Source organism: Ascidiimonas meishanensis (assembly GCF_037782385.1).
In the GTDB taxonomy this organism is placed as follows: Bacteria; Bacteroidota; Bacteroidia; order Flavobacteriales; family Flavobacteriaceae; genus Ascidiimonas; species Ascidiimonas meishanensis.
On record NZ_JBBEXD010000004.1, the window covers coordinates 562,480 to 585,319 of the forward strand.

18 protein-coding genes and 1 pseudogene are annotated in these 22,840 nt (G+C 34.3%); 4 read left to right on the forward strand and 15 right to left on the reverse strand.

The window, feature by feature from the left end; all coding sequences use genetic code 11:
- Positions 1-14 precede the first annotated feature (14 nt).
- From WBG07_RS10055 to WBG07_RS10070, 4 genes are all read left to right on the forward strand, one after another.
- Entirely contained in the window at positions 15-2,402 is a 2,388-nt protein-coding gene (locus WBG07_RS10055; protein WP_340200871.1) for a DUF7452 domain-containing protein, read from the forward strand.
- A gap of 19 nt (positions 2,403-2,421) precedes the next feature.
- Positions 2,422-3,819 carry a hypothetical protein gene (locus WBG07_RS10060; protein WP_340200873.1) on the forward strand — a complete coding sequence of 466 codons (1,398 nt, stop codon included), beginning with the start codon at positions 2,422-2,424 and terminating at the stop codon, positions 3,817-3,819.
- A 209-nt stretch (positions 3,820-4,028) separates the two neighbouring features.
- Positions 4,029-5,030 (forward strand): SMP-30/gluconolactonase/LRE family protein, encoded by a 1,002-nt coding sequence (locus WBG07_RS10065; RefSeq protein ID WP_340200874.1) that lies wholly within the window; start codon positions 4,029-4,031, stop codon positions 5,028-5,030.
- A gap of 129 nt (positions 5,031-5,159) precedes the next feature.
- Complete coding sequence (locus tag WBG07_RS10070; RefSeq protein ID WP_340200875.1) at positions 5,160-7,127, forward strand: adenylate/guanylate cyclase domain-containing protein; 1,968 nt, start codon at positions 5,160-5,162, stop codon at positions 7,125-7,127.
- 131 nt (positions 7,128-7,258) lie between these two features.
- On the opposite strand, the gene WBG07_RS10075 is transcribed toward WBG07_RS10070, so the two are convergent.
- From WBG07_RS10075 to WBG07_RS10140, 15 genes and pseudogenes are all read right to left on the reverse strand, one after another.
- Positions 7,259-8,377, reverse strand: a complete 1,119-nt coding sequence (locus WBG07_RS10075; RefSeq protein WP_340200877.1) for a leucine-rich repeat domain-containing protein — start codon at positions 8,375-8,377, stop codon at positions 7,259-7,261.
- A 107-nt stretch (positions 8,378-8,484) separates the two neighbouring features.
- Complete coding sequence (locus tag WBG07_RS10080) at positions 8,485-8,796, reverse strand: hypothetical protein (RefSeq protein ID WP_340200879.1); 312 nt, start codon at positions 8,794-8,796, stop codon at positions 8,485-8,487.
- A gap of 336 nt (positions 8,797-9,132) precedes the next feature.
- The gene (locus WBG07_RS10085) at positions 9,133-12,918 is read right to left on the reverse strand and encodes an amino acid adenylation domain-containing protein (RefSeq protein WP_340200880.1); all 3,786 of its coding nucleotides are present in this window, start codon (positions 12,916-12,918) and stop codon (positions 9,133-9,135) included.
- A gap of 1,139 nt (positions 12,919-14,057) precedes the next feature.
- A pseudogene (locus tag WBG07_RS19465) lies at positions 14,058-14,168 on the reverse strand (hypothetical protein); the annotation flags it as partial.
- 237 nt (positions 14,169-14,405) lie between these two features.
- Complete coding sequence (locus WBG07_RS10090) at positions 14,406-14,543, reverse strand: hypothetical protein (protein WP_340200881.1); 138 nt, start codon at positions 14,541-14,543, stop codon at positions 14,406-14,408.
- A gap of 29 nt (positions 14,544-14,572) precedes the next feature.
- Positions 14,573-15,082 (reverse strand): NAD-dependent epimerase/dehydratase family protein, encoded by a 510-nt coding sequence (locus WBG07_RS10095; RefSeq protein ID WP_340200883.1) that lies wholly within the window; start codon positions 15,080-15,082, stop codon positions 14,573-14,575.
- A 97-nt stretch (positions 15,083-15,179) separates the two neighbouring features.
- Positions 15,180-16,052, reverse strand: coding sequence for a helix-turn-helix domain-containing protein (locus tag WBG07_RS10100; RefSeq protein ID WP_340200885.1), 873 nt, complete (start codon positions 16,050-16,052; stop codon positions 15,180-15,182).
- Between the two features lie 394 nt (positions 16,053-16,446).
- Entirely contained in the window at positions 16,447-16,842 is a 396-nt protein-coding gene (locus tag WBG07_RS10105) for a DoxX family protein (protein WP_340200887.1), read from the reverse strand.
- A 368-nt stretch (positions 16,843-17,210) separates the two neighbouring features.
- A complete protein-coding gene (locus WBG07_RS10110; protein WP_340200888.1) occupies positions 17,211-17,732 on the reverse strand; it encodes a hypothetical protein in 522 nt (173 codons plus the stop codon).
- 299 nt (positions 17,733-18,031) lie between these two features.
- Positions 18,032-18,889, reverse strand: coding sequence for a DUF5694 domain-containing protein (locus WBG07_RS10115; RefSeq protein ID WP_340200890.1), 858 nt, complete (start codon positions 18,887-18,889; stop codon positions 18,032-18,034).
- A 224-nt stretch (positions 18,890-19,113) separates the two neighbouring features.
- Positions 19,114-19,866, reverse strand: coding sequence for a class I SAM-dependent methyltransferase (locus WBG07_RS10120; RefSeq protein ID WP_340200891.1), 753 nt, complete (start codon positions 19,864-19,866; stop codon positions 19,114-19,116).
- A 201-nt stretch (positions 19,867-20,067) separates the two neighbouring features.
- Positions 20,068-20,520, reverse strand: a complete 453-nt coding sequence (locus WBG07_RS10125; RefSeq protein ID WP_340200892.1) for a GNAT family N-acetyltransferase — start codon at positions 20,518-20,520, stop codon at positions 20,068-20,070.
- Between the two features lie 298 nt (positions 20,521-20,818).
- Positions 20,819-21,208 carry a hypothetical protein gene (locus WBG07_RS10130; protein ID WP_340200893.1) on the reverse strand — a complete coding sequence of 130 codons (390 nt, stop codon included), beginning with the start codon at positions 21,206-21,208 and terminating at the stop codon, positions 20,819-20,821.
- A gap of 68 nt (positions 21,209-21,276) precedes the next feature.
- A complete protein-coding gene (locus WBG07_RS10135; protein WP_340200894.1) occupies positions 21,277-22,440 on the reverse strand; it encodes a hypothetical protein in 1,164 nt (387 codons plus the stop codon).
- A 44-nt stretch (positions 22,441-22,484) separates the two neighbouring features.
- Positions 22,485-22,775: a hypothetical protein gene (locus tag WBG07_RS10140; RefSeq protein WP_340200896.1), complete on the reverse strand. Its 291-nt coding sequence runs from the start codon at positions 22,773-22,775 to the stop codon at positions 22,485-22,487.
- Between the last annotated feature and the right edge of the window lie 65 nt (positions 22,776-22,840).

Sequence of the window (22,840 nt, forward strand, 5' to 3'; positions counted from 1 at the left end):
TAAAAGTTAAAAAGATGAAAACTTATATAAACAAACAATCTTTGGTTATCACCCTGCTGGTTTTGCTAGCAGGAACGGCAATGGTTAGAGCTCAAAAGGCATTTAAGCATGTGGCTAAGGCAACCACCATTAGAAACCATATCACCTCAATTAACAATGCCGAAACCAATGGTAAAAAAGATAAAATTCTTTTTGTAACCCATGATTATGGAAAAAGTGGCCCCTACCATACGGAAGCTTTTGGGGTTTGGTTTAATGGCACGAAATGGACAATTTTCAATCAAAACCGAGCTGCCTTAAAACCAAATACAAAGTTTAATGTATTAGTCATGAATAAAGGAGCTAATGTATTTACACATACCGCTAGTCCTGGTTCAATGATGCAAGGTGCCACCAAAATAAATCATGCATCGCTAAATGGAAAGCCTAATGCTAATTTTATTATTATGCAAAACTATGGCACCAAAGGTCCTTATAATCCTAACCCTACTGGGATAGGCTATGCTGGCGGACGTTGGTATATTTTTAACACCAACGGTAAGCCTATTCCAAAAGGTGCTAAATTCAATATTCTTATTCATTCTTCTATTTTTAGACATAAAGTAACCACTGCTTCTAGGAAAAGACACATTACCTATGTGAATAATACAAAAACAAACAACAAACAAAACGATTTGATTTTTGCCACTTTTAATTCACAAGGATCAAGAAAGAATTTCAATAATCCTATAGGAGTATGGTACACATCAGGAAAATGGACAGTGTTTAATGAAAACAGAAGTCTCCTTAAGGGCAATGAAGCCTACAACATGCTCAATTTTAATAGCATGAAACTAACAAAAGCTCTTATTTATACTTTGCCAAAAGACCGAGTATATGTTCGTAAACCTCCAGTAGTTATAAAAAAAGAAACTCCAAAAACCGTAAATAGTACTGGACTAACAAATATTGGCTTAGTAAAGTACTACCCCATTAGTACCACTACTACTTCTACAAATACAGAAAGATTAGGTCCAGATATCACTAAGTATGAAGATTTAGAATCTGTCTTGGAAGGGGATGTTTATGAATCGTTTTTTGAGAAATTGAATGTCTTTAGAAAACTATATAAAGATAAAAACCCCAATTCTAATGTATTGTATTATTTTCCTGCTGAATATACCTTAAAATGGGATAAAACATCTAATGAATATGCTTTTAATGTATACTATATGTCTTCTGATGAAGGTAGCGGAAGTGTCCTTATTAATGCAGAACTTACACCTCACATAGGCAACAAAGAAATAGATCTGGCAGAAAGCCTCTTAGCCAAACAACTTAGAAAGCCTATAAAACTAATGCCAATGGATTTAAGAGATGTGCCTAAGGTAGCCTTTGGCGCTACTTTGACCAATTTCAATGTAAAAGAAGAAAGTATCAACGCCAGTGTTCCTTCTGATTATCACAAACCTATTATTCTGGATTGGAGAATGGATAGTAATGTAGATGATTTTGTGGGTGCCATGCTCAACAATGTAGGTGTAAACGTAAATCTTGAATTCAGACCTTATGGTGATGAAACCACGGTAATAAGCGTACCTGTGAACCTAGAAGTAAATTCTCCGGTGACGTTTGGAAAAATTCAATTCAATACGGCGGCTGAATTACGCTCTGGCTGGACTAATACGCTAGATTATCCGGTGATTCCTTATAACTTGGTGGTTTTGAGAAAACGTGGTAATAATAAATACTTTGAGAATATCCCATTAACCTCAGATGAAATAGCTGTTGACGGTACTTTCACACCAGACGCGGTTACCAGTAATAGATTAAATACTGGAAATCCAATTCAGGAACTGTGGATTGACTATTCTCTCAATAAAGATTGTAATGAATGTAATCAAGAAGTAAAAAGAAAAATCATTGGCGGTACTTCCGGGAGTCAGATTTCAAATGTTGAAATTCAAGTGCTCAATGCCTTAGAATATGCAGATGCACACTCTATGAAGCTTCTTATAAAATCTGTACAGGCAGATCCTAATGGAGTAAATGAAATAACCTTTCCTGCCATTAACATCAGTGAAGACAACCAAGCGTTACAAGGCAATCAATTATTTGTGCCAGAAGATAAAGAGTTGTCATTTAATTACCAGGTAGTGATGATCATGAAAGATGGTAAGGTGAGAACTAGTAAATGGAAAGAGAGCAATACGAGCTTATTGGTTTTAGGAGAAAGTCAGATAGACGATTTGTTTCCGGCTACCCAGCTAGATGAATTGCAACAGGCAAAAGACTCTATTATAGATAAAGGCACTAAAGATCTTATTGAGAAAGGAAAAGATTTACTGGATAGCCTTTTGAATGGTAAGAAGAAAGAAGAAGATCCAAAAGAAAACGAAGAAAATGAGGAAAACGAAAATTAATCTTTAGAATAGTAATGCAATGAGGGTTTTTCAATGGTATACAAGCATATTTTTAGTGATGTTGTTAGTAAATCTATGCAATAGTCAACCACTTAAAGGTAGCAAACGTATTATAGAAGGAATCGCAGTTTATACCGACGCGGAAAACCCTCGTTTGTATTATTATGAACCTGGTGAACTTATGCTTGCTGTAGATGGTAGTGGGAAGCCCGATTTTCAGTTTTTAGATTTGCGATATACTGGAAACAAATGCAATGCAGATATAGGAACAAAAAACTTTATGAGTCTGGTACAATTTGGTATTGAAATGAAAAAGATGTCGCCAGCTGTACGCAAACTCATCATTAAAAAACTAGGTAGGGCAGAATTAAAACCATTACCACTTTCAAGTATTGCCACCCGGCTCATTTTACCAAAAGAAACAACGGAAGCTAATAGTTATCAACCCATAGGTACTGATGGTAGTACTCAGGCAACAAGCGCAAAGGGTTATAACTCTACTACGGCGTACTGGAGTAAACGCTATTTTACTACCAGACTTAATAAACATGAATCGCAGTTGCTCAATAAACAACTAACTAATGGCCATCTTGGTTTAAGTTTAAGCTATAGCTACTATGTAAAAATGATGCTGCCAGAAGAAGCTACGGTGTCAGGTTCAGAAGAATTTAGAGAATTGGTTGCAGAAAAAGATAGTATTTCAGAAGAGAATGCACTTCAAAATGTGCTTATCAACAGCCATACCATTAGTATTGAGATTGATACAGAAAAGCATCCAGATGCCATAAAACAAATAGACCTTAATGAAGAAATACCTCCTTCTTATGCTGCCGTTGAAATTAAATGCTATGACTTTTCTAAAGGACTTAGACCAGATTTATACATGAAAATTTTAGAGGTAGAAGCTATTAGTGTCAACAATGATAAACCCATTATCACTAAATTACAATTCACCAAAAAAGATACCGATATTTTTACACGCTATCTCAACTTCCCATATGCTGTTCAAACTTCAAAGCCTATGCGCTACAGAATTTCTGAAATCTCCAAAAAAGGAGAAAAGCAGACTTTTGAATGGATTGAAAAACCAGATTGTACTTCGGTTATAGACATTAGTGCTAAAATTGAGGACCAAAAAACAGAAGAATATGCCGTAGATATTGAACTCAATGCTGATCTCTTTGCAGAAGGGATAGAAAGAATAGAAGTTCAATTTTCATTTATTTTAAATGGGAAAAATAAAAACCAAATCACTATTTTTTCTCCAGATGAACCCTTACTTAAAACGTTGATTTTTGAAAAAGACAAAAACACAGAAATCAGTTATAAGACCAATATTGAAAATTCTGAAGAGACCAATCAAGAAATAGTAGAGAAGACGGTTACAGATACCTATATTTATGTGAATAGCTTGTAAGATGCTCTCAGAAAGAAAAGTATATTATTTGTAAGCAAGCTTTTGTAAATTATTTGATATCAAGAAGTATGATATTTAAAAAAGTATTGTGTTAAATATACTCCTCAGCTAAAATCCAGTTGACACCTCCTAATTAAAATATAATTCCTTTTAGTACGTTATTTGAAAGTAAATAGTGCCCCTGCTTACTAATCAATCTTACCTAAAGAATGGAACTAAACAATCAAGACGTCAATACTAATTTAGCTAATACCTTTATTTCTTACCACAAAAGCTTTAAAGAGGTACTCGGTAATCAATATAGTTACCAAGTTCTTGTAGAGACCAATGCGCATGAAGGTCCTGTATATTTTAAAGAGAGTAATGAATTATACTTTACAACAGTTCCTGAGTCTGTTAATATTCCCATAGAAGGGTTTAAAAATGTATCTATCAAAAAAGTTTGCTTGAATCAAGACAACAAGATAGAAACGGTGCTTGAATGCAGCAATATGGCAAACGGGATGACGATGGATCTTACTCATCATCTTTTAATTTGTGAACAAGGTACTAAAACAACCAAGGCTAGAATTAGTAGATTGAAAACAGGAGCATCTGTTCCCAAAATGGTGGTAGATGAGTGGTTTGGACTTCCATTTAACTCTCCTAACGATGTTGTTGTAAAAAGAGATGATGGAAGTATTTGGTTTACAGACCCTGCTTATGGATATGCTCAAGGTTTTAAAAACCCTCCTTTGACAGGTAATTTTGTGTATCGTTTTGATCCTAATACCCATCAAATAAGTGTAGTTGCTGATTCTTTTAAACGACCAAATGGCCTTGCTTTTTCACCTGATCAAGACAAAATTTACATTAATGATAGTGGTGCTGTTTCTGGGGATGACACTCCGTATAACATAAATATGCCTCATCATATTAAAGTTTATGATATTATAGATGGACAGTTTTTAAGCAATGAGCGATTATTTGCCGTAGTAACTCCAGGAATTCCAGATGGCTTAAAAGTAGATACTAAAGGTAGGGTTTATTCCTCCTCAGCTTCGGGTATAAAAATATATTCTCCAAAAGGAATCTTACTAGGTGAAATTCTGGCCAAAGGCGTTGCTAATTTTTGTTTTGGAGGACCAAAAAATAATATTCTTTACATCTGTATAGATGATGCAATTCTAGAAGTACAAATTGAGGCAGTTGGTGCGAACGACTACAATTAAATCTTAAAAAGTGAGTATAGACATCTTAAATACGTTTTGCTATTAAAAGTTTATTAATATACAAAGCAACTTGTTTTTTTGGAAATGTTTAATTTGAAATTTATATCTTTAAATAATTGATTTTACCCCATGAATTCTACCCGTAGACTAGCCGCAATCGTTTTTGTTGATATTGAAGGATATACCGCAATGATGCAAAAAGATGAAGACAATGCATTAAAGGTTGTTAAAAATTTTAGAAAAAATATAGACACCTGTGTTCCAAAATATAATGGAGAGATCATTCAATATTATGGGGATGGTTGTTTACTAATCTTTAATAGTGCTTTAGAAGCCATTAAATGCTCCAAAAGCCTTCAACAATCCTTTAAAGGAATTCCCCCTGAGGTTCCTGTTAGAATAGGAATTCACCTAGGAGATATTGTTGTTGAAAGTGGTAATATTTTTGGAGACAATGTGAATATTGCAGCAAGAATTGAATCTATGAGTATCGCTGGGGCTATTCTTCTATCTGAAAAAGTAAGAAACGAATTAATCAACCAACCCCATATCAAATTAGAATCTCTTGGAAGCTATGAGTTTAAAAATGTTGAAACCCCAATAGAAGTATTTGCGTACGTTCGTGAAGGGTTTACGATGCCTAAAAAAAGTGAAATTGCTGGAAAGTTTAAGATTCAAAATGAAGAAAAATCCATTGCTGTTTTGGCTTTCAAAAACCAAAGTTCAGACAGCGAACAGGAATATTTTAGCGAAGGAATTGCAGAAGAAATTATATATGGACTTTCTAAATTGGATAATCTTAAGGTAGCAGGTAGAATGTCTTCTTTTTCTTTTAAAGATTCAAAAGAAACGTTAGCAGAAATAGCTGAACAACTAAAAGTAAATCATATTCTAGAAGGCACTGTTCGCAAGGCAGGAAGCCGGATAAGAGTAAATGTGCAGTGTGTAAACGTAGTGAATGGTTTTCAAATCTGGACAGAACGATTTGATCGAGAATTAAAAGACGTTTTTTCCATTCAAGATGAAATTGCAGAGAAAGTGGTAGAAAAAATGAAAATCTCTCTTCTTGGGCAAGAAAAAGGTCAGAATATTATCAGTCGTAAAACGGAAAATGTGGAGGCTTATGAGCTTTACTTGCAAGGAAGAGGTTATCTAGATAAAAGAACGAGTGTTGAACAAGCACTTTCCTGTTTTAACAAGGCAATTGGTATTGACCCCAACTTTGCGGCTGCTTATACGGGTGTTGCCTATGCTTATTTTTATAAAGTTATTTTTGATAATTATGAGCCTAGGATTGGTTGGCCAAAGGCTGCCATAGCAATTCAGAAAGCCTTAAGTTTCGACGATTCCAATGCAGAGGCACATACTATGAAAGCTAAAATGGATTTTTACTTTCATCACCATCCAGAGAAAGCCCGGTTAGAATATGAAAAAGCAGTGATGCTTCAACCAAAATTCGCAGATACTTACCGTGTTAAGTCTTATTTTCATATTATGATGGATGAGCAAGAGCTCGCTATAGAAAATGCAAAAAAATGCCTAGAATTAGATCCTCTTAGTTTCAATAATAATTTTAGTTTAGGCGATATTTACTATCGTTCAAAACGCTATTTGGATGCAATTGAAGTATTTGAAAAAATGAATCGCATATATCCACAAGATATCACAGTTCAAATCATGTTGGGTGTTTTATACTATATGATTGACGCTCCTGAAAAATCCAATCAAATTCTAGATCAAATAAATCCTCAATCTATTGGTTTAGACGTTTATGCCAATGAAAGGTTTGTGGTTGCAGCCCGTTCAGGAAATAAAGAACTTGCGAGAGAACATTTGAAACGTTTAGTAAAAACTAAATCAGAAAATTGGGTTTCTCCAACGGTTATTTCCATTCTATATTTTTCCTTAGAAGAAAATGAAAATGGATTAGAATCACTTTATCAGGCCGCCAAAGACAATGATCCTGTTTTACACATGATTACTGTACTTCCGCTTTGGGACGACTATACCAAACTACCCAGCGTTAAAGCCTTTTTAAAATCTTGGAAATCAGATTATGAAGGAATGACCACAAATGAGAAATCAAAAACACTATAAATCTACCTAATTTTTCACCTTTTTAATTGAGGAAAACTTAAGCTGTAAGAAGCCAAGATATCTTCTTTTTTGACTATTAGGTCTTTTCTCTTTTTAAAAACAAACTCCCTCCGCACGGTTGCTTCTAAATTTTAAAGCTTAGGTCTCTTTTGGGAATTTTGCTCTTTTTCTGTACCTGTAACATTAGCCGCTCTTTTTCTATCCAAATTAGCATTTGTATTACTATCATTTCCTAGCGCTGACACAGACTGTGATTCATTTTGTGGTTGAGTCATGGCACTGAAATTAACATTAGAATTCCTATTGGGGGTAGGCATGGATGCCGCTGCTGGAAAGACAGGTGGAACCAATTCCTGTTCAACGTTGTCTTTAGTGCTTTCTTGTTGTAGATTGGATTGCGGAATAATATCGCCAAAAATTGAATTAGCCAATTCTACATAGGGTTCTGTAAATTCTCGCGGAGCAACCTTGCTAGCATCTTGATTTCCCATCATGTCAAAATCTGCAATTCGTTGTAAATATCCAGGTTCTTTGGCTTTTTCTTGTTCAGACTTAGCCTTACTGCCGCGAGTAGTGGCTGTTTTTTTATGATCCGCTTTATCAAACAGCACAGAAAGTGGCTTATCAATATTCAATTGGTTACTTAAGCTACCGTTAGTGTCAAGCCCAATTCCTAATTCAGCTAAAGGAAGTGAAAATTCATGAATCCCACGTATTTGATCTGCACTTAAGAGAGGATATAAAGCGTTAAACTCTTCTGCACTCGTATTTGGAAAGGTGTATGCTACACTCATTGCTATACTTCTGGATGTTCCTACTGAATTATTCTCTTCAGAATTACCAGAAATTTGATCAAATACCTGCCTATGGTTCTCGCTTAAGGCTATACGCGTTGGTTGAGGGTTCATTGCATTTACATACAATAAGCTTCTTAAAGACAGCGCGGTTGTGCTTAGATCTAAATTTGTAAGTGTAGGCAGATTTACCATCCCTAAAGGCAGGTTTGTAAGCGGATTGTTCTGTACATTTAATTCTGTGAGATTGTTGAAGTTTCCAATACTCTCTGGCAGGCTTGTAAGATTGTTACCGCTCAAATTCAATATCCTGAGGTTAGGAAATTCTTCCTGAACGCGAGGTACTAATTGCGATAATTCCTCAGATGTGATACCTATATTTTCTAAACTTAATGAAACACCTCCACCTTCCCTACTCTCTTTAATTCGTTGCTTTAATTTAGCTATATCTACCATGAATGATTCCTATTTTTATACAAGTATCATAAAGTAGGAAATACCCCTAATACTAAAAGCAGAAAAAAGATAAAAAATCTAAACTAAAAATCAAACCTAAAAATAAGTTACTTTTCCCCTTCCCAACAAGTAATTTCATTATCAAAAACATCAAATCTTTCGTTATAAAAATTATAGGTTGCTTCATTTGTCTGGATTTGTGTAAGATCATCTAACCCATTGTTACTATTTACAGGTATATAACCCACTGTATACTGGCATACTTCCTGTTCATTTTCTTGGCCTTCATTTTCCACTATACAGGACCTCCCCAGAAGCGCAACTTTATCTGTACATTGCTCCCCGTCATCATCTGAAGAACAGGAACTAAAAAATAAAATGCCAGTAAAAATCCCAATAAATACTATTACTTTTTTCATATATAATTCTGATAAATTAATTAATACCGCTAAATAATAAATCTGTTCTCCCATAAGGTTATATACTCAAATGTAATAGCTTCTTAAGCTATCTAAGACTATGATGTAATAAAAGGGGGTAATAACATTATAACTGCGATTCTTATACTGTAAATTTTTTGATAATTGGTTTTTGAAGAGGCAAGCTCAGTTTTATAAATAAAAAAATAGACTCTATAAGTAATGCGTTAGCCAGATTTAAATATAAGTCTGAGTCTTATATAGTTTTCCTTTATTTTACATATTCCAGATTCATGCTCTTCCATAACGGAATTTGTGGAAGCGTAAACCTTGAGCCTAGTCAATAAATACTTCTGATTCACTTTGCTTTATATCTACTTGATTTTGGAAACCCTTTCGCTGATCTACAATTCGCCCGATAAACCATATAAATGGTTCAACTTGCCCTTTTAGCACACAGGTTCCCTTACAAATGCCATGAAGTAATCCTTGTACATCAAATGATTGCAAAGCGGAAATAATGGATTTTTCGGAAAGAAGCAGCGAACAAAAAGGTACCTCATAACTACTCTGAGCATTCAAGAGTACGTCTCCATCTTTTATTAAAATAGTAATTGGCTCAAATGCTTCCGATACACTAATAGATATAGCAAGATTTGGACTTAGAGTAGAGAATTCGTTAATTGATTTTTTTAGATAGGTAGCAAATTCATTCATCCAGGTCTCTACATCAGAATATGTTATGCATGAGTCTCTTTTTTCATTATGTATTGCCTTTAACTGTTGGTCTACTTCACGTTCTGCTTCCATAAGTGCTTCTAGGGTTTTATCTACGTCTTCAAACGTATGAGCAGCCGAGCAGATGAGTCTTAAGCGACCTCTTCCACTTTCTACAATTGGATAGGTAACCGCTGATGTTTGAATGCCACGTTTGTATAAACTCTGAACTATTGCGTAAAGTTTGTCTTTGTCGCTAAAATGAGGAGTGACTATAGGGCCATCTCCAGTGCCTAGATCATATCCTGCATCTTCAAATCGCTGGCGCATGTACCGAGTTGTATCCCACAATCGCTCACGCAATGCGTCATCAGAACGAAGGCGTCGTAATGCCGTGAGTGCTGCTGCCATATCTGCTGGACTAACGGAAGCCTGAAAGATATAGGCTCTGGAAGACGACTTCATAAGGTCAACGTGTTCTTGGCTAGCTGCAACAACACCCCCAAGACTTCCTAAGGCTTTGCTAAGTGTTGTCATGATAAAGTCTACCTCTTCTGTAACCCCTTGAGCAGCACAAATGCCAGCTCCGTCTTCACCGTAAAAGCCAAAGGAATGTGCTTCGTCTACTAAGACTAGGGCATTGTATTTTTTTGCCATGCGCACAATTTCTGCAACGGGTGCAGCGCCTTCGCCCATACTATAAACGCCTTCTAGAACCACTAGAATAGTACGATAGGGTGATACTTCTGACTTCAGTACAGCCTCTAGGTCTAATGCATTGTTGTGTTGGAATGTTCTAATAGTTGCACCACATAAACGAGCGCCATCAACAATGGAAGCGTGACAAAGCTGATCTATAACCACGACATCATTCTTCCCGAGAAGCCCTGCAATCGCTCCAACATTGGCCGTATACCCTGTAGGAAATAGACAAGCGCTAGGTTTTCCTACTAAATCAGCAAACTCTGCTTCAAACTCCAGGTGTTGATTAGTCATTCCTGATGCCGCCGCCGAGGTGCCCATTCCGGTTCCAAAACGAGCCAGAGCGGCAGAAGCCTCCTCAATAACTTTTTGATCACGATTCAAGCCAAGATACAGATTGGTTGTCCATATAATAGCCTCTTGCTCTTCGTCATTGTAGGCATCGCCAACGAGACCTCTGGTGCCACTTCCTGTTCGCAATACTTTACTATAAGGGTTTCTACGATTGTCGTTTACCATACGTAAGACTTCTTGAACTAGCTTGCTCTTATCAGTGACACTCCATGAAGGTGCTTTTGCAGCCTGAAATGTGGGATGGCTAGATTGCATATGGGTTTGGAAACTAGCTAATGTATCTAGAGCCAAATTAGGTAACCTAGCTCCTAGCTGCTTATCAATACCCTTAGCCATCGTATTGATAATATATGTAACCAATGCATTTGGGGTGGAATGTGTAAAGATCACCTGCGCAGCTAATTTTCTATTTAATAATTTACTGAGTCTGCTGCTAAACTCCAGAGTAGTAAGCGAATCCAGACCAAGGTCATCAAAAGAGCGGTCTGGCAATACGCGTGCCGAATCTTCCAGATTAAGAAGTACCGCGACCTCCTTACGAATGACCGACAGAAGGGCTACTTTCTGTTCTTCGTTTGAACCTACCAAACCTCGCATGAAACTGCTATTGCTATTAACTTTCTGGGCATTTGTGGATAATGTAACTTCGCCTCGTTTAACAAGGGCCTCCCCTTCTAACCTCAAAAGTTTCTTACGATCCAATTTATCATTGGGTAAAAGTGGGAGTGCCTTTAGATGTTTGACCACCTGAGGAACCATATACTTTGGTAATCTTTGTGATAAATAGGATTTGACTTTATCTTCTGTTACTGCTTCGTCTACACTCACCACATAGACAACCAGTATTTTCTGTCCTATACCCCCTTCCATGGCTGCTGCCGCTGCTGCGTCAACACCTTGCATCGATTCAAGGGTAGACTCAATTTCTTCCAGTTCAATTCTGAAACCTCTTATCTTTACTTGTTGATCTACCCGGCCTAAAAATTCAATCTCTCCATTTTCTGTCCAGCGACATAAATCACCCGTTTTATACAACCTATTATCTGGAATCAGATCACTGGTTTTCATTTCTATAAATCGCTCCTTGGTGAGTTCTTTTTCATACAAGTATCCACGTGCAAGCTTATTTCCTGCCAGATACAATTCTCCAGATACCCCTGCAGAAACGGGCTGTAATGCATCATCTAAAATATAGGCACGTGAGTTGGATACCGATTTACCAATAGTAACCACTTGGGTTTCCCGAGGAACTTCGGCAATGGTAGAATAAACTGTATCTTCGGTAGGACCATAGGCGTTTAATATGCGTAGGCTCGGGTTTTGTGCATAAACCTGTTCCACCAATGAACGTTTAAGAGCTTCGCCACCAAAAACCAGACATTGTATTCCTTCAGGCAATTTTTCGTTAGCTAATAATGCTTGCATAGATGATGCAACCATTACAACTGTTCTCACCTGATCTAAGGCAGGAAGTTGGGTAAGCTCAAGAGCATTCTTCCCTAGTATAATGGTACCACCCAAGGACAAAGTACCCAAGATTTCCATTACGGAAGTATCAAAACATACCGAGGCACCTGCAAACACTCCTTTTAACTCCTCATCACTAAATAGCTCACGCATTGAATGACTCATAGCTACAACACTTCTATGCTCAACAGCTACCCCTTTTGGTCTCCCTGTTGAACCCGAGGTATAGATAACATATGCTAAATCATTCGCAGATGGTTGCACCCAACTATCCGTATGATCTCCCAATTTATTAGTTCTCACCAACTCACGCACTTCACTACATAGGCTGGCAGCGCTCTCATTATCTACAATTGCTGCTACAGCACGAGAATGCCCTAACATATACAAAACCCGATCTTGTGGATATGCAGGGTCTAACGGTACATAGGCACATCCTGCCTGCATCACGCCAATGAGAGCTGCTACCAGTTCCCAAGAGCGATTCATGCATACCCCTACCAATGATCCTGGTGCTACCCCACGGTTCTTAAGTTCTCCGGCAACCTCGCTAGCTCTTTTCATTAGAAACGTATAGTTAATCCTGGTCTCGCCATCTATAATTGCCACTCGTTCAGGAGATGCTATCATTTGCTTTGCCATAAGATCACATATCGTGATTTGCGAATCATCACTCGTTTTTTGAGCCAACTCTTTATCCATTAATTTTTGCAAATCCTGAGTAGCCATGCCAATTATTTCTTCTGCATTCTCCACTCCCGCTGCATTCAACATGCGCGTTCTATTACTAGTAATTTCATCTTCACTAGTACCTGAATTAAAACGGTCTAATTTATCCGAATTGCTTAACAGCTCACTAAAAAACTCAGTTAATTTATTCATTTTTTACTTCTTTTTTATCGTTAACTAGTTTGATTTTTATAATAGCTCTTTTGATAAATTAAAGGAGTAATAGCGCTGATGTAAAAAGTCCAAAAACCAGCATAAGAGCTTTTATTTCATCAATTTTGTTATTACCATTGATAACTTCAGTCTTTATCAAAACTAGCAAATAATATTTTTAAAATAATGTATTTCCTTCTTATAACGTAAGAAAGAAATACATTATTTCAATGTTTATGATTTCATCTTTTATTTGTGTGATGCTAGTAGGTATTACCATCTTTAGTAATCATACGATTAAGAATTAATTGTCTATTACTACTTTAAAAAATCCTTGGAAGGATATGAATCCATGAAATTTGGAGAAATCAATACTTTAGGCATCAGGTACATAAGTAAATGTATGTATCTGTCTGACATTGTCTACCCATTAACGCGATACACGGGGTAGATTTTGAAAAAATATCTGAAATTTAATCAAGGGGAAAAGTTGTGCAAGCTGTTAGCTGAGCGGCACACAAGCCTACTTTATTTATGATCTAAAAAGGGTCTTCCCAGATAGTATGTACCTATTTTAAGAACCTTGAATTTATGATATACAATGACTATCTAAATAGAGAAAACCATTTAAAAAGCGGTTTAACTAAGTCTACTTTCCTAACAATTAGTTACTTGAGAAAAGGCCAATGCTGTTACTAATAGTAGTTTCTTTACATTATGTTTTTCAATCCGTTCTTAGTGGGTTCTACTTTATATTTTGGTTCAGATTTTATGTAAAAAATTCAGATTATTCATCATGTCTGAAAAGTTGAGTGATTATTCCATGCACCGGGTTAGGCTAAACGAAGTAACGATCTAATGGGAGTTATTGTCCCTTTAACCATTGTTCTCTGCTGATATTCTTCATTAATGGCTTATGTATTGTATATAAGAATGGTTCCAATGTTTATTTCTTTGATCCTATTGTAAGTGCATTCTTTTAAGTTACTGGTGAATAATATTCTCGGGTACTATATTTACCTGCTCACAATATTTTTTGATAGACATATCAAGCGATTTGACATTTAGGTTAAACCGCGTGATTGCTTGATGAGCAAATTTTCAATTGATGTTCGCATTTCGTGAGACATAGGCGGATATTAGTTTTCCTGAGTAGTTAAAACCAACTTACCAATATGACGTTTAGATTCCATGAAGTGATGCGGTTCAACCACTTGGTTTAAACTGAAGGTTTTTCCAAGGTTAGCAGGAAGTTGTCCTTCTTAGGATCGTGGTCGCAGATAGACCTCAGCTTTTGCGCGTAGTTCAGGTGAAGGAATTAGTTCATATACACTATATTTTCTTATAAATAGTTTATTCGATAAGGGGCCAACTAGCATTACCAGCCATTTGGGTAAGGCTTTTTTAGGTAACGGAAATTTTTCAGAATATTTTTCAGATAATACATCAGCTAATTATAATAAATCGGCATCATGAGCAGATGTAATTTATCTACCTTGAGCATTTGTGTTAAAACCTGCATTAAAGTTTACATATGCAACATCTCTCACATCTACAATTGCTATGCCTATTTTTGGAGCCTCCATTTTAAATTGGCCATCACCCAACATTTTAACGATGTTCATGCTTTCAGAACTAGTGTTTTGGTTTTTCGCTATTTCCCAAGCCTTTTTTTAGCTAAAGTTTTGGAATACGCATAAGGTTGATAACCGAGTGAAGTAGTTTCATTCCACAATTTTTCAGTGAGTTTATCTTCTGTATTATTTATGGTATCCATTACGTACGTTACCATCGCTAGACTACTACTCGGCAACACAACCTTTTTAACTGAATGGACTTCATTAGCAGAGTTTAAAACATTTTCTGTACCTAGTACAGCTGGATCTATAAGTTCTTTCTGAGCATCTTTTACATGAAAAGTAATAGGAGAAGCTGTATAGAAAAACAGTTCACAATCCTCCATAGCTTTTTTATATGAACCGTTCTTTAAAAGATCAGATTCAAAAAATTTGATAGCACCCTCTGCCTTTTCTGCAACTTCTATTAAGTGTGCTATTTTCTTCTTATTATTTAAATTTATTACTGCAGTATGAACTGTGAGACCTTCATCTAAAAGGTTTTTTACTAACCAATTTGCTACATATGCATTAGCACCAGTTACCATTACTGTTTTGGCCTTATTTATATATATAATAATTTTTTAATTTCGATATTAATCCATTCCAGAAAGTACTAACTCACAAACACCTGGTATAAGGGAGTTAATTTAAATTTTTGAATTCACTGGGGCTAAGACCAGTTTTTGATTTAAATAGGTTGCTAAAATGTTGTGGGTACTCAAACCCCAATGCATAACCAATTTCACTAATAGAATCTTTAGAATTTAGCAACTTATTTTTAGCCTTTTCTATAACAAAGAGGTGGATGTGTTCTTGGGTAGTTTTACCAGTTTCTTTTTTGAGCAAATCACTTAAATAATTAGGGGATAAGTTTAAGCTTTTTGCACAATAATTTACACTCGGAACTCCTTTCTTATTTGGGTTTTCCGATTCATAATACTCTATTAATAACTTTTCAAATTTTGAAACTAAATCGTTGTTTAAATTTGTCCGCGTGTAAAATTGCCGATCATAGTACCTTAGGCAATAGTCTAATAGCAACTCTATATTTGAAATAATCAGGTGCTGACTATGTCGATCTAAATTCTGGCTATATTCTCTAATAACTTTCGCCAATAGTTCTTCAATCGTCTTTCTTTCCTTTTCGGAAAGATGGAGCGCCTCATTAACTTCGTAATTGAAAAAAGAATATTGATTTATTTTGTTTACTAGATTGTGTTTCCTGATTAAGTCTGGATGGAAAACTAAGGTCCAACCTTCAATATTTTCATCTCCTTTCTCAAATCCACTCTCATATTCCATAACTTGTTCAGTATTTGAAAAAATCAAAGTTCCTGCTTCATAGTCATATGTATTTTTACCATATTTAATTTTACCATGATAATTAGAGGATTTCAGCGTAATTCGATAGAGGTTCATCACTATTTTGACATCCTGAAGTATAGTTGCCGTTTCGTAATCTTTTGCCTTTATAACGGTCACTAAAGGATGCTTAGGAGATTCTAAGCCTAGCACTTTATGAGCTTTACTAACTGATTTTATTATAAGAGTATTAGACATATAGGTGGTGAAAACGGTTTCAAATAAAAGAAATTATTTTACAAAATTTGATTTACTTAAATCACAAATTTACTGTCGTAATAACGATAATGCTTATGGATATTACTGAAATGATAAATGATATTACAGATTTGAGAGTGTAATCATTCTTTGTTTTTCTTATTAAAAATGTATTTTAAAACTATAGATTTACTTAGTTACAAGCAAGTTTATAAAAATAAAATATACAATTTGAAAGATGGATAAAGCCATTATACTTTTTATTGAAGACCTTTGGAAGAAAAACACCTCAGAGCAGGGGTTAATAAAAATGAAGAAGTGTATGAGTTAAAGACTGTATAATTATTCTTTAAGCTTCCCTATTATGATTGTTGAATTTTTTCTCAGAGAAATAAGAAGTTAGTATTAGTAACATTCCTAATACAGCACCACCAAAATCTCCATCTCCAATATAAAGGTGTGCTGCTGCTGCTAATAACACATCAAAGAAAAATCCGGCATAAGCCCATTCTTTCAATGTTTGAGATTTTTTTGTCAAGATGGCAATCAAACCTAATATTTTGGCAACTCCCAAAGGGTAAATGATATAAGGAGGATATCCTAACTTCACAAATTCTTTAACCATCTCTTCGTGATTAAAAAACTCCATTCCAGCTGAAAAAAGCATCAATGCTGTTAACAAACCAGTTGATACAAAATAGATAATTCTTATATTCTTATTACTCGTAGTTTTTACTTTTTTCATATCCCAAAATTAGCTATTTAAAAATCTAATTCCTTAAAGATTTTCAGGAATGATTAAATGATTTTACAGATTTGAACGCGCAATAGGTTTCTTTATTCCTTTTAATACTAATTTTGGCTTTTATCTTGACATAAAATGGGTAACTATATAAAAGGTCGGATGTTTGTATGTTAGTATTGTTCAGAGGAAAATTAGATGCTACCAAACTACCATTGGTGAAGCTAAAAGCTGTAATTCTTTATATATAATGTGCCTGTTGCACAACTATTGCCTTAAAGATAAGAAAAATAGTATCTTTAGTTATGCAAGGAAAAAAAGCATCTGAAATGTACCTGAAACTCGGCAAAAGCGCATTGTTAAAACTGACTCTATTTATATTTATTTAATTCGGTTTTTATTATTTTTAGCAATACTTTCAATTCATCTTTAGAAGTATCTATTTCAATAAAAAAAGAACCATCCGTTATTTCAGTATTTACATAAGTCGCAATTAAAAGTTGATCTTGAATTATGAGCCCTAGTTTTTGATTATCTCTCATTGCAACTTTCGATATATTTTCAAATTCTGTCCGCCCTTTTTGATCCAATTTAAAAAAGAAACCGTAGTGCTTTTCTGATTTTTTGAAAACCTTGGTCTTAACATACGATAATTTAACATTACAGATATTACCAATAAATACTGAAGATTTTGGTTTTACAAAATAGTATTCATCAGTTCCCTGTAGTCTTCTTTGAAGACCTAAGGAATCGTTCAATAAGTAAAAACCAGATGGTAAACCATCCGACTCCGTTAGCGATTTATCCCTAAAAACATTAGTTTTATTAATCTTCTTGAATCCAAAAGCAGATATAAGAAGAGCGATGAGTACTATCTTTATAGTAATGTTCATTAAACTTGTGTAAAAGGATACTCTATGGTTAGTTGCCTTGGCTAGAACTAAATTAGTAAAACAAAATTAACCAAAGGAAAATTCTGAGAATTTTCTCAATACATCTAGAATTAACTATATGCATTATGTCTGTTGCACAACTATTGCTTACCAATATCATAGTGCTCAGGGCAGGTTTAGGAGAAATACGTAAAACTTATTGAAAATTGGGTGAAAAGTGGAGCGGGAAGTCTTCCTTTAGCTTACTAAAAAAAAATGCTTAACAGGTCTTATGCAAAGTGTCTTGTTACTAATCAAAGTTATTTTTGTATAATTTCCTTCAATTCAGTGGTTTCCCAATCGGGAGTTTTATCGATAAAATCTTTAAACATTCCAATGTGACTTGCGCCACCTAAAATCATTATTCTTTTATCTTCTGGTTCCACCGTTTTTTGTATGATTGAATACATATATAAATTACGCTTGTACCATTCTGATACTAAATATGAACCTACAAAATTATCTTTATTACCACCTTGATTTGCAATACTCAAATACCAATTAATATCAGATTTTCGATTCGTATCATCGTTATAATAAAAAAGAATTTCTGATAAAGATTTGTTCGATGAAAACAAATTATTTTCAAATTTCTCAATTCTTTCAAGTTCAAGACGATCCTTTTCCAACAAGTGAAACTGTTTTGACTTTTTCATTTGATTAACCAAACTGTCATAAGGAAAATCAGTTCTATAATCCATCGCAAAAACCTGGTTGTGTTTAAGCATTTTGGCTACTCTGAAGCCTATTTGAATGATTTCCTTTCTTGAGGCATTACTGTAATTTGTATCCTTAAAATTAGTGTAAATTGAATCTAATTGATTTTGCTTAGAGTGAGGATATTCTAAAAATATTTTATCTGGTTTAAAATCAGCTATTCCTTCAGCTATTTTTTCTAGTTCCTTTTGATTTTCATCAGTCAGTACATCGGCAACATCAATTTCTAGAACATCGCCATTATTTTCTGGATTAAAATTAGCAAAGTGGAAAGTACCAAGTAATAACACGTTTATTGAAGGTACTTTTTTACTTTCCTTGGTTGACCTATTCTTTTCAGGGTTGTTTTTGGAACAGGCAATAAACAATATTATAAATATTAGGTTTAAAATTCTTCTCATCTTCATTTTTAATTACCGCAGTGTTTTATTTGAAACTAGCCTCCTAAAAGACGCTAATTTCGTGAATTAATACAGCGCCCAATTTTTATATTTTGCCTTTCTTTGTTTTGTTTTGAAAGCCGAATTTTAAGGTTTAGCCGACTCGCAAATATGGCTTAACCTCAATTAATCAAGTCATTAAATATGATACGCTGTTGCGTCAAGTCATTTCATTATTTTCTAGATTATTGACAAACAAATATCTGCTTTCCAGAATTATCATTAAATGCTTCTTCTTCAAAATCTCCAAACTTATGAGTAATATTAAAACTGTTCCATTCTAGGTATGCACCTAATTCCTGAGGGAAAAACAGTCTCATATCCAAATTTTGAATTGAATCAAACTCACCATTTATATAATAATGCCATTCTATGCGATTTATTTGAGTTTTATTTTCATATCGCATTTTCTGCTTTATCAATACCTCTCTTCCATCTTTGGTAGTATATTGAGCAATTTTTTTTTGTTCTTTTTCACCCTCAACAATAAATTGAATATTCGGATTAAAGCAGTCTAACAGAAATAAACCTCCTTCTTTGAGATGACTTTTAACCGCACCAAATACCTTAAATAAATCTTCATTTTTATATAAATGATGGATTGAATTAAAGGGAATAAAAATCAAATCGTATTTTTCAGGCAAGTCCAAAGTTCTCATATCTGCTTGAATAAAATCAACTTTTAAGCCAGCTTCTGAGGCCTTTAATTTTGCTTGTTCAAGCATTGAGGAAGAATTATCAACTCCGCTAATACTATAACCATCTTTTGCAATTGGAAGGGTAAGCCTCCCTGTACCACAACAAAGTTCAAGTATACGTGCATTCTTATTTTTTGGCAACCACTTCTTGTAAAATTCCAAATCGGTTAAGTCTGTGTTCATTCCATCATAGATATTTGCATCATAAATTAAATCACCAACTTTGTACTTACTATCCATTTTCTATTTAATTTTTATATTATTTATCGTGTGACAATTACCCACAACGTGCTTCTTTAGTTAGTAATAAATAGGGGTAACTAGAAAAAGAGAAGAACTAATTTAGTCAATAAAACTAAAACATTGTACGTTTCAAAGTTTATTTCCAAAGGTTCAAGAAGTAGTAATGTATTCTGTACTTTGTTGGTAACAGGCTTTTATTCAAAAGTGTATTTTCATTCCTTCATGAGTAGCTTTAAATCCTAAATCTTCGTAAAATTTAATTGCTTTCGGTCTTTTTTTGTCAGTTGTTAATTGTAATAAATGAGCATTACGTTCTTTTGCTCTATTTATAGCCCATTTAAACATCGCTTTCCCAATTCCAAGTCCTCTTTTGCCTTTCCTTATTCTCACAGCTTCTATCTGCGCTCTAATTCCGCCACGATACGTCAGATATTGAATAAATGATAACTGTAAAGTTCCCATAATTTCAGCTTTTTCATTTTCAACAACTATTAATTCTTGATTTTGGTCAGCGTTTATTTTTTCAAACGCATTCAGATATTCTTTCGGTAAAGGATTTTTGAAATTTTCTCTTTTTTTTCCAAGTTCATCGTCAGCAATCATTTCCACAATTATGGAGACATCGTTTTCTGTCGCTTTTCTAAAATTCATTATTCATTAGGTTTTTTGCTTGTTGCTAACGTTTGAACTAAACTAAGCCTTGGCGAAGACAAATTATTTATTTCATGAAGCTTAAAGAATATAAAGTTTAGCTGCCTAAAATTAAGAAATTTAGTGGTAAATTAAACAACCTTTTAGCACAATCAACCCTCTTTTAAAAGCTCTTTTAGCTTCCTTGCCAATCAAATCGAAAGTTCCAATCGTATTCAATCAAGACTACATTCATATTGAGACGCGCCTACTATAGCATGTCCTGCCAATCTAGGGAATGCTTAGTTATCATAATCAGTTACCTTTTAATCAATAATGATTTAATCTTGTCGATCAAATTGTCGGATATATTTTCTGGCTCTCCGAATGTAAATTCGGTTTCAAAACTATTTTCTAAACTTCGCATTCTTTCTTTGTTGCATTTAATCTCTCCTTCAAACCAATTGTCCCAAACAAAAAGAATTTTTTCATCGTTTTGTTCTAATTCATACAAATCAAAGTCAATCCCCTTGTCAAAGTGATTATATTCAGTAACAACCTTCCAGCCATCTTTTTTCAGCGATGCTATAATGGAATACCATTTTTTAGTTTTAATAGTTGTTGCTACTAGCTTATCCATTTTTAAATTTCCCTTTCTTTCAATGAATTGTGAAAATTCCAAAATCTTCTTTGGTTGTATTTCATCCAATTCCTTTCAATGTTTTTGATTCTGTTTTGAGTTAAAAAAATTACACATTGTTAGCAACCAGCATTTAACTATTCTGTGTACTCTTTCATTTCTTTTTTTATGTACTTATCAAAACTATCTTTTGTTATTCCTAGTTTATCGTTAATTAATAAATAAAAATCTTCATCTGAAGTACCATACTTTAATGACTCTATTAATCCTTTGATACCTTCTTTTTCGTAAATATTCTTCATAAGCAAAGCTCCAATTACATAGCGAAAATCAGATTTATATTCTCCATTAGGAATCGTTTTTTTAAGCTTTGAAATATCAGACAAATCGTATTCAGGATATTCAGCTAAAAACTGTTTTAACTTGAGCATATGTTCATGAAAAGAGTAAGTTGAAGTTCCTGAGAATAATGTAGCAATGCCTTCACCAACCCAAAGGTGAGGATCTTTAGGAACAACATGATACGTATAGAGATGGACTAATTCATGAGGGAAATAGGAAGAATTATTCCCTGAATAAATAATCATGTTTCTCCAACTTGCAATTCCTCCTTTTCCACTTGGATTATACATCCTATTCATATATTCATATCCCCAAGTTCGAGCAATATCTCTAGCATTACTTGCAACAAAGTAATCAAATTTAAGTGGATTCACTCCAAATTCTTTGGCCATTTCCAAATTGAACGCATTCATTTGCGCTGCTTCTTCAATTTTGAATTGATGAAATGGATGAATGTAATAATTAATGTTTCCAACTTTTTGATATTTAAATACGGTCTTTAAATATTCTGCACTGCTTATCAATAAGAGTTTGTTATTAATTTCTTTTGCATACACCGATGAAATAACATCAAGATGTATTTCTCCAGAATTATCTATATGAGAAAAAGAACTTATTAAAGACCAATATCCATTTTCAACTTCAAAAATTCCGATTATTTTACATTGTACTTTGTATTCCTTTTTCTTTAAATTTACTATATCAATTGCCCAAAAATTTTCATCTGGGACATTCATCTTTTCAAATGACCAATATGGGGATTTTGGATCTTGAAAATTGCCATCTGAAATATAATTCTGCCATAACTCAATTAATTTTTGCGCTACTTTGCTATCTGCATTCGTTACTTCTTCATGTATAAAAAAATCTATACCTCCTAGACTTTTGGATGCATCTAATTGTGCAATACCATTATTACAAATTGAAATTAATAGAAGGGTGCAAATTAATTTTCTCATTATGTTCTGTATACTAACGTTATCATATAATTGGGCGTTCGTGTTTATTTTTTTATTCCTATCCCTTTAAAAAATGTATAACAAAATGTTTCCCCTCCCATTGCTGTTTTAAATGGGCTAATAAATGAAGAAGTATTTGAAAGAGGAATAAATTTACTTTTCGGATTTTGAGCCGCTACCGTTTTTGTTTGTGCTCCAACTCCACATCCTGCCTCAAGTATCAAAGAGTCCTCATCCCAGATTGAATCATAATGTAGTAAGCTTGCAAGAGAGTTTGCTTGGTCGTTTAACCTATTTGCTTCCATTTCGGAATAACCATGTACATATTTATTCATTTTTTAATACCCTATTACGGCAGTCTGTCTCAAAACTACTATAGATTTGGAATAAAAATACGTAT

Coding starts and splice junctions, on each gene's coding strand:
- WBG07_RS10065 (WP_340200874.1), top strand. CDS start 4,029: ATGGAACTAAACAATCAAGACGTCAATACTAATTTAGCTAATACCTTT.
- WBG07_RS10105 (WP_340200887.1), bottom strand. CDS start 16,842: ATGAAAAAAGTAAAAACTACGAGTAATAAGAATATAAGAATTATCTAT.
- WBG07_RS10055 (WP_340200871.1), top strand. CDS start 15: ATGAAAACTTATATAAACAAACAATCTTTGGTTATCACCCTGCTGGTT.
- WBG07_RS10070 (WP_340200875.1), top strand. CDS start 5,160: ATGAATTCTACCCGTAGACTAGCCGCAATCGTTTTTGTTGATATTGAA.
- WBG07_RS10085 (WP_340200880.1), bottom strand. CDS start 12,918: ATGAATAAATTAACTGAGTTTTTTAGTGAGCTGTTAAGCAATTCGGAT.
- WBG07_RS10110 (WP_340200888.1), bottom strand. CDS start 17,732: ATGAACATTACTATAAAGATAGTACTCATCGCTCTTCTTATATCTGCT.
- WBG07_RS10135 (WP_340200894.1), bottom strand. CDS start 22,440: ATGAGAAAATTAATTTGCACCCTTCTATTAATTTCAATTTGTAATAAT.
- WBG07_RS10140 (WP_340200896.1), bottom strand. CDS start 22,775: ATGAATAAATATGTACATGGTTATTCCGAAATGGAAGCAAATAGGTTA.
- WBG07_RS10115 (WP_340200890.1), bottom strand. CDS start 18,889: ATGAGAAGAATTTTAAACCTAATATTTATAATATTGTTTATTGCCTGT.
- WBG07_RS10075 (WP_340200877.1), bottom strand. CDS start 8,377: ATGGTAGATATAGCTAAATTAAAGCAACGAATTAAAGAGAGTAGGGAA.
- WBG07_RS10120 (WP_340200891.1), bottom strand. CDS start 19,866: ATGGATAGTAAGTACAAAGTTGGTGATTTAATTTATGATGCAAATATC.
- WBG07_RS10060 (WP_340200873.1), top strand. CDS start 2,422: ATGAGGGTTTTTCAATGGTATACAAGCATATTTTTAGTGATGTTGTTA.
- WBG07_RS10095 (WP_340200883.1), bottom strand. CDS start 15,082: ATGGTAACTGGTGCTAATGCATATGTAGCAAATTGGTTAGTAAAAAAC.
- WBG07_RS10080 (WP_340200879.1), bottom strand. CDS start 8,796: ATGAAAAAAGTAATAGTATTTATTGGGATTTTTACTGGCATTTTATTT.
- WBG07_RS10090 (WP_340200881.1), bottom strand. CDS start 14,543: ATGAACATCGTTAAAATGTTGGGTGATGGCCAATTTAAAATGGAGGCT.
- WBG07_RS10125 (WP_340200892.1), bottom strand. CDS start 20,520: ATGAATTTTAGAAAAGCGACAGAAAACGATGTCTCCATAATTGTGGAA.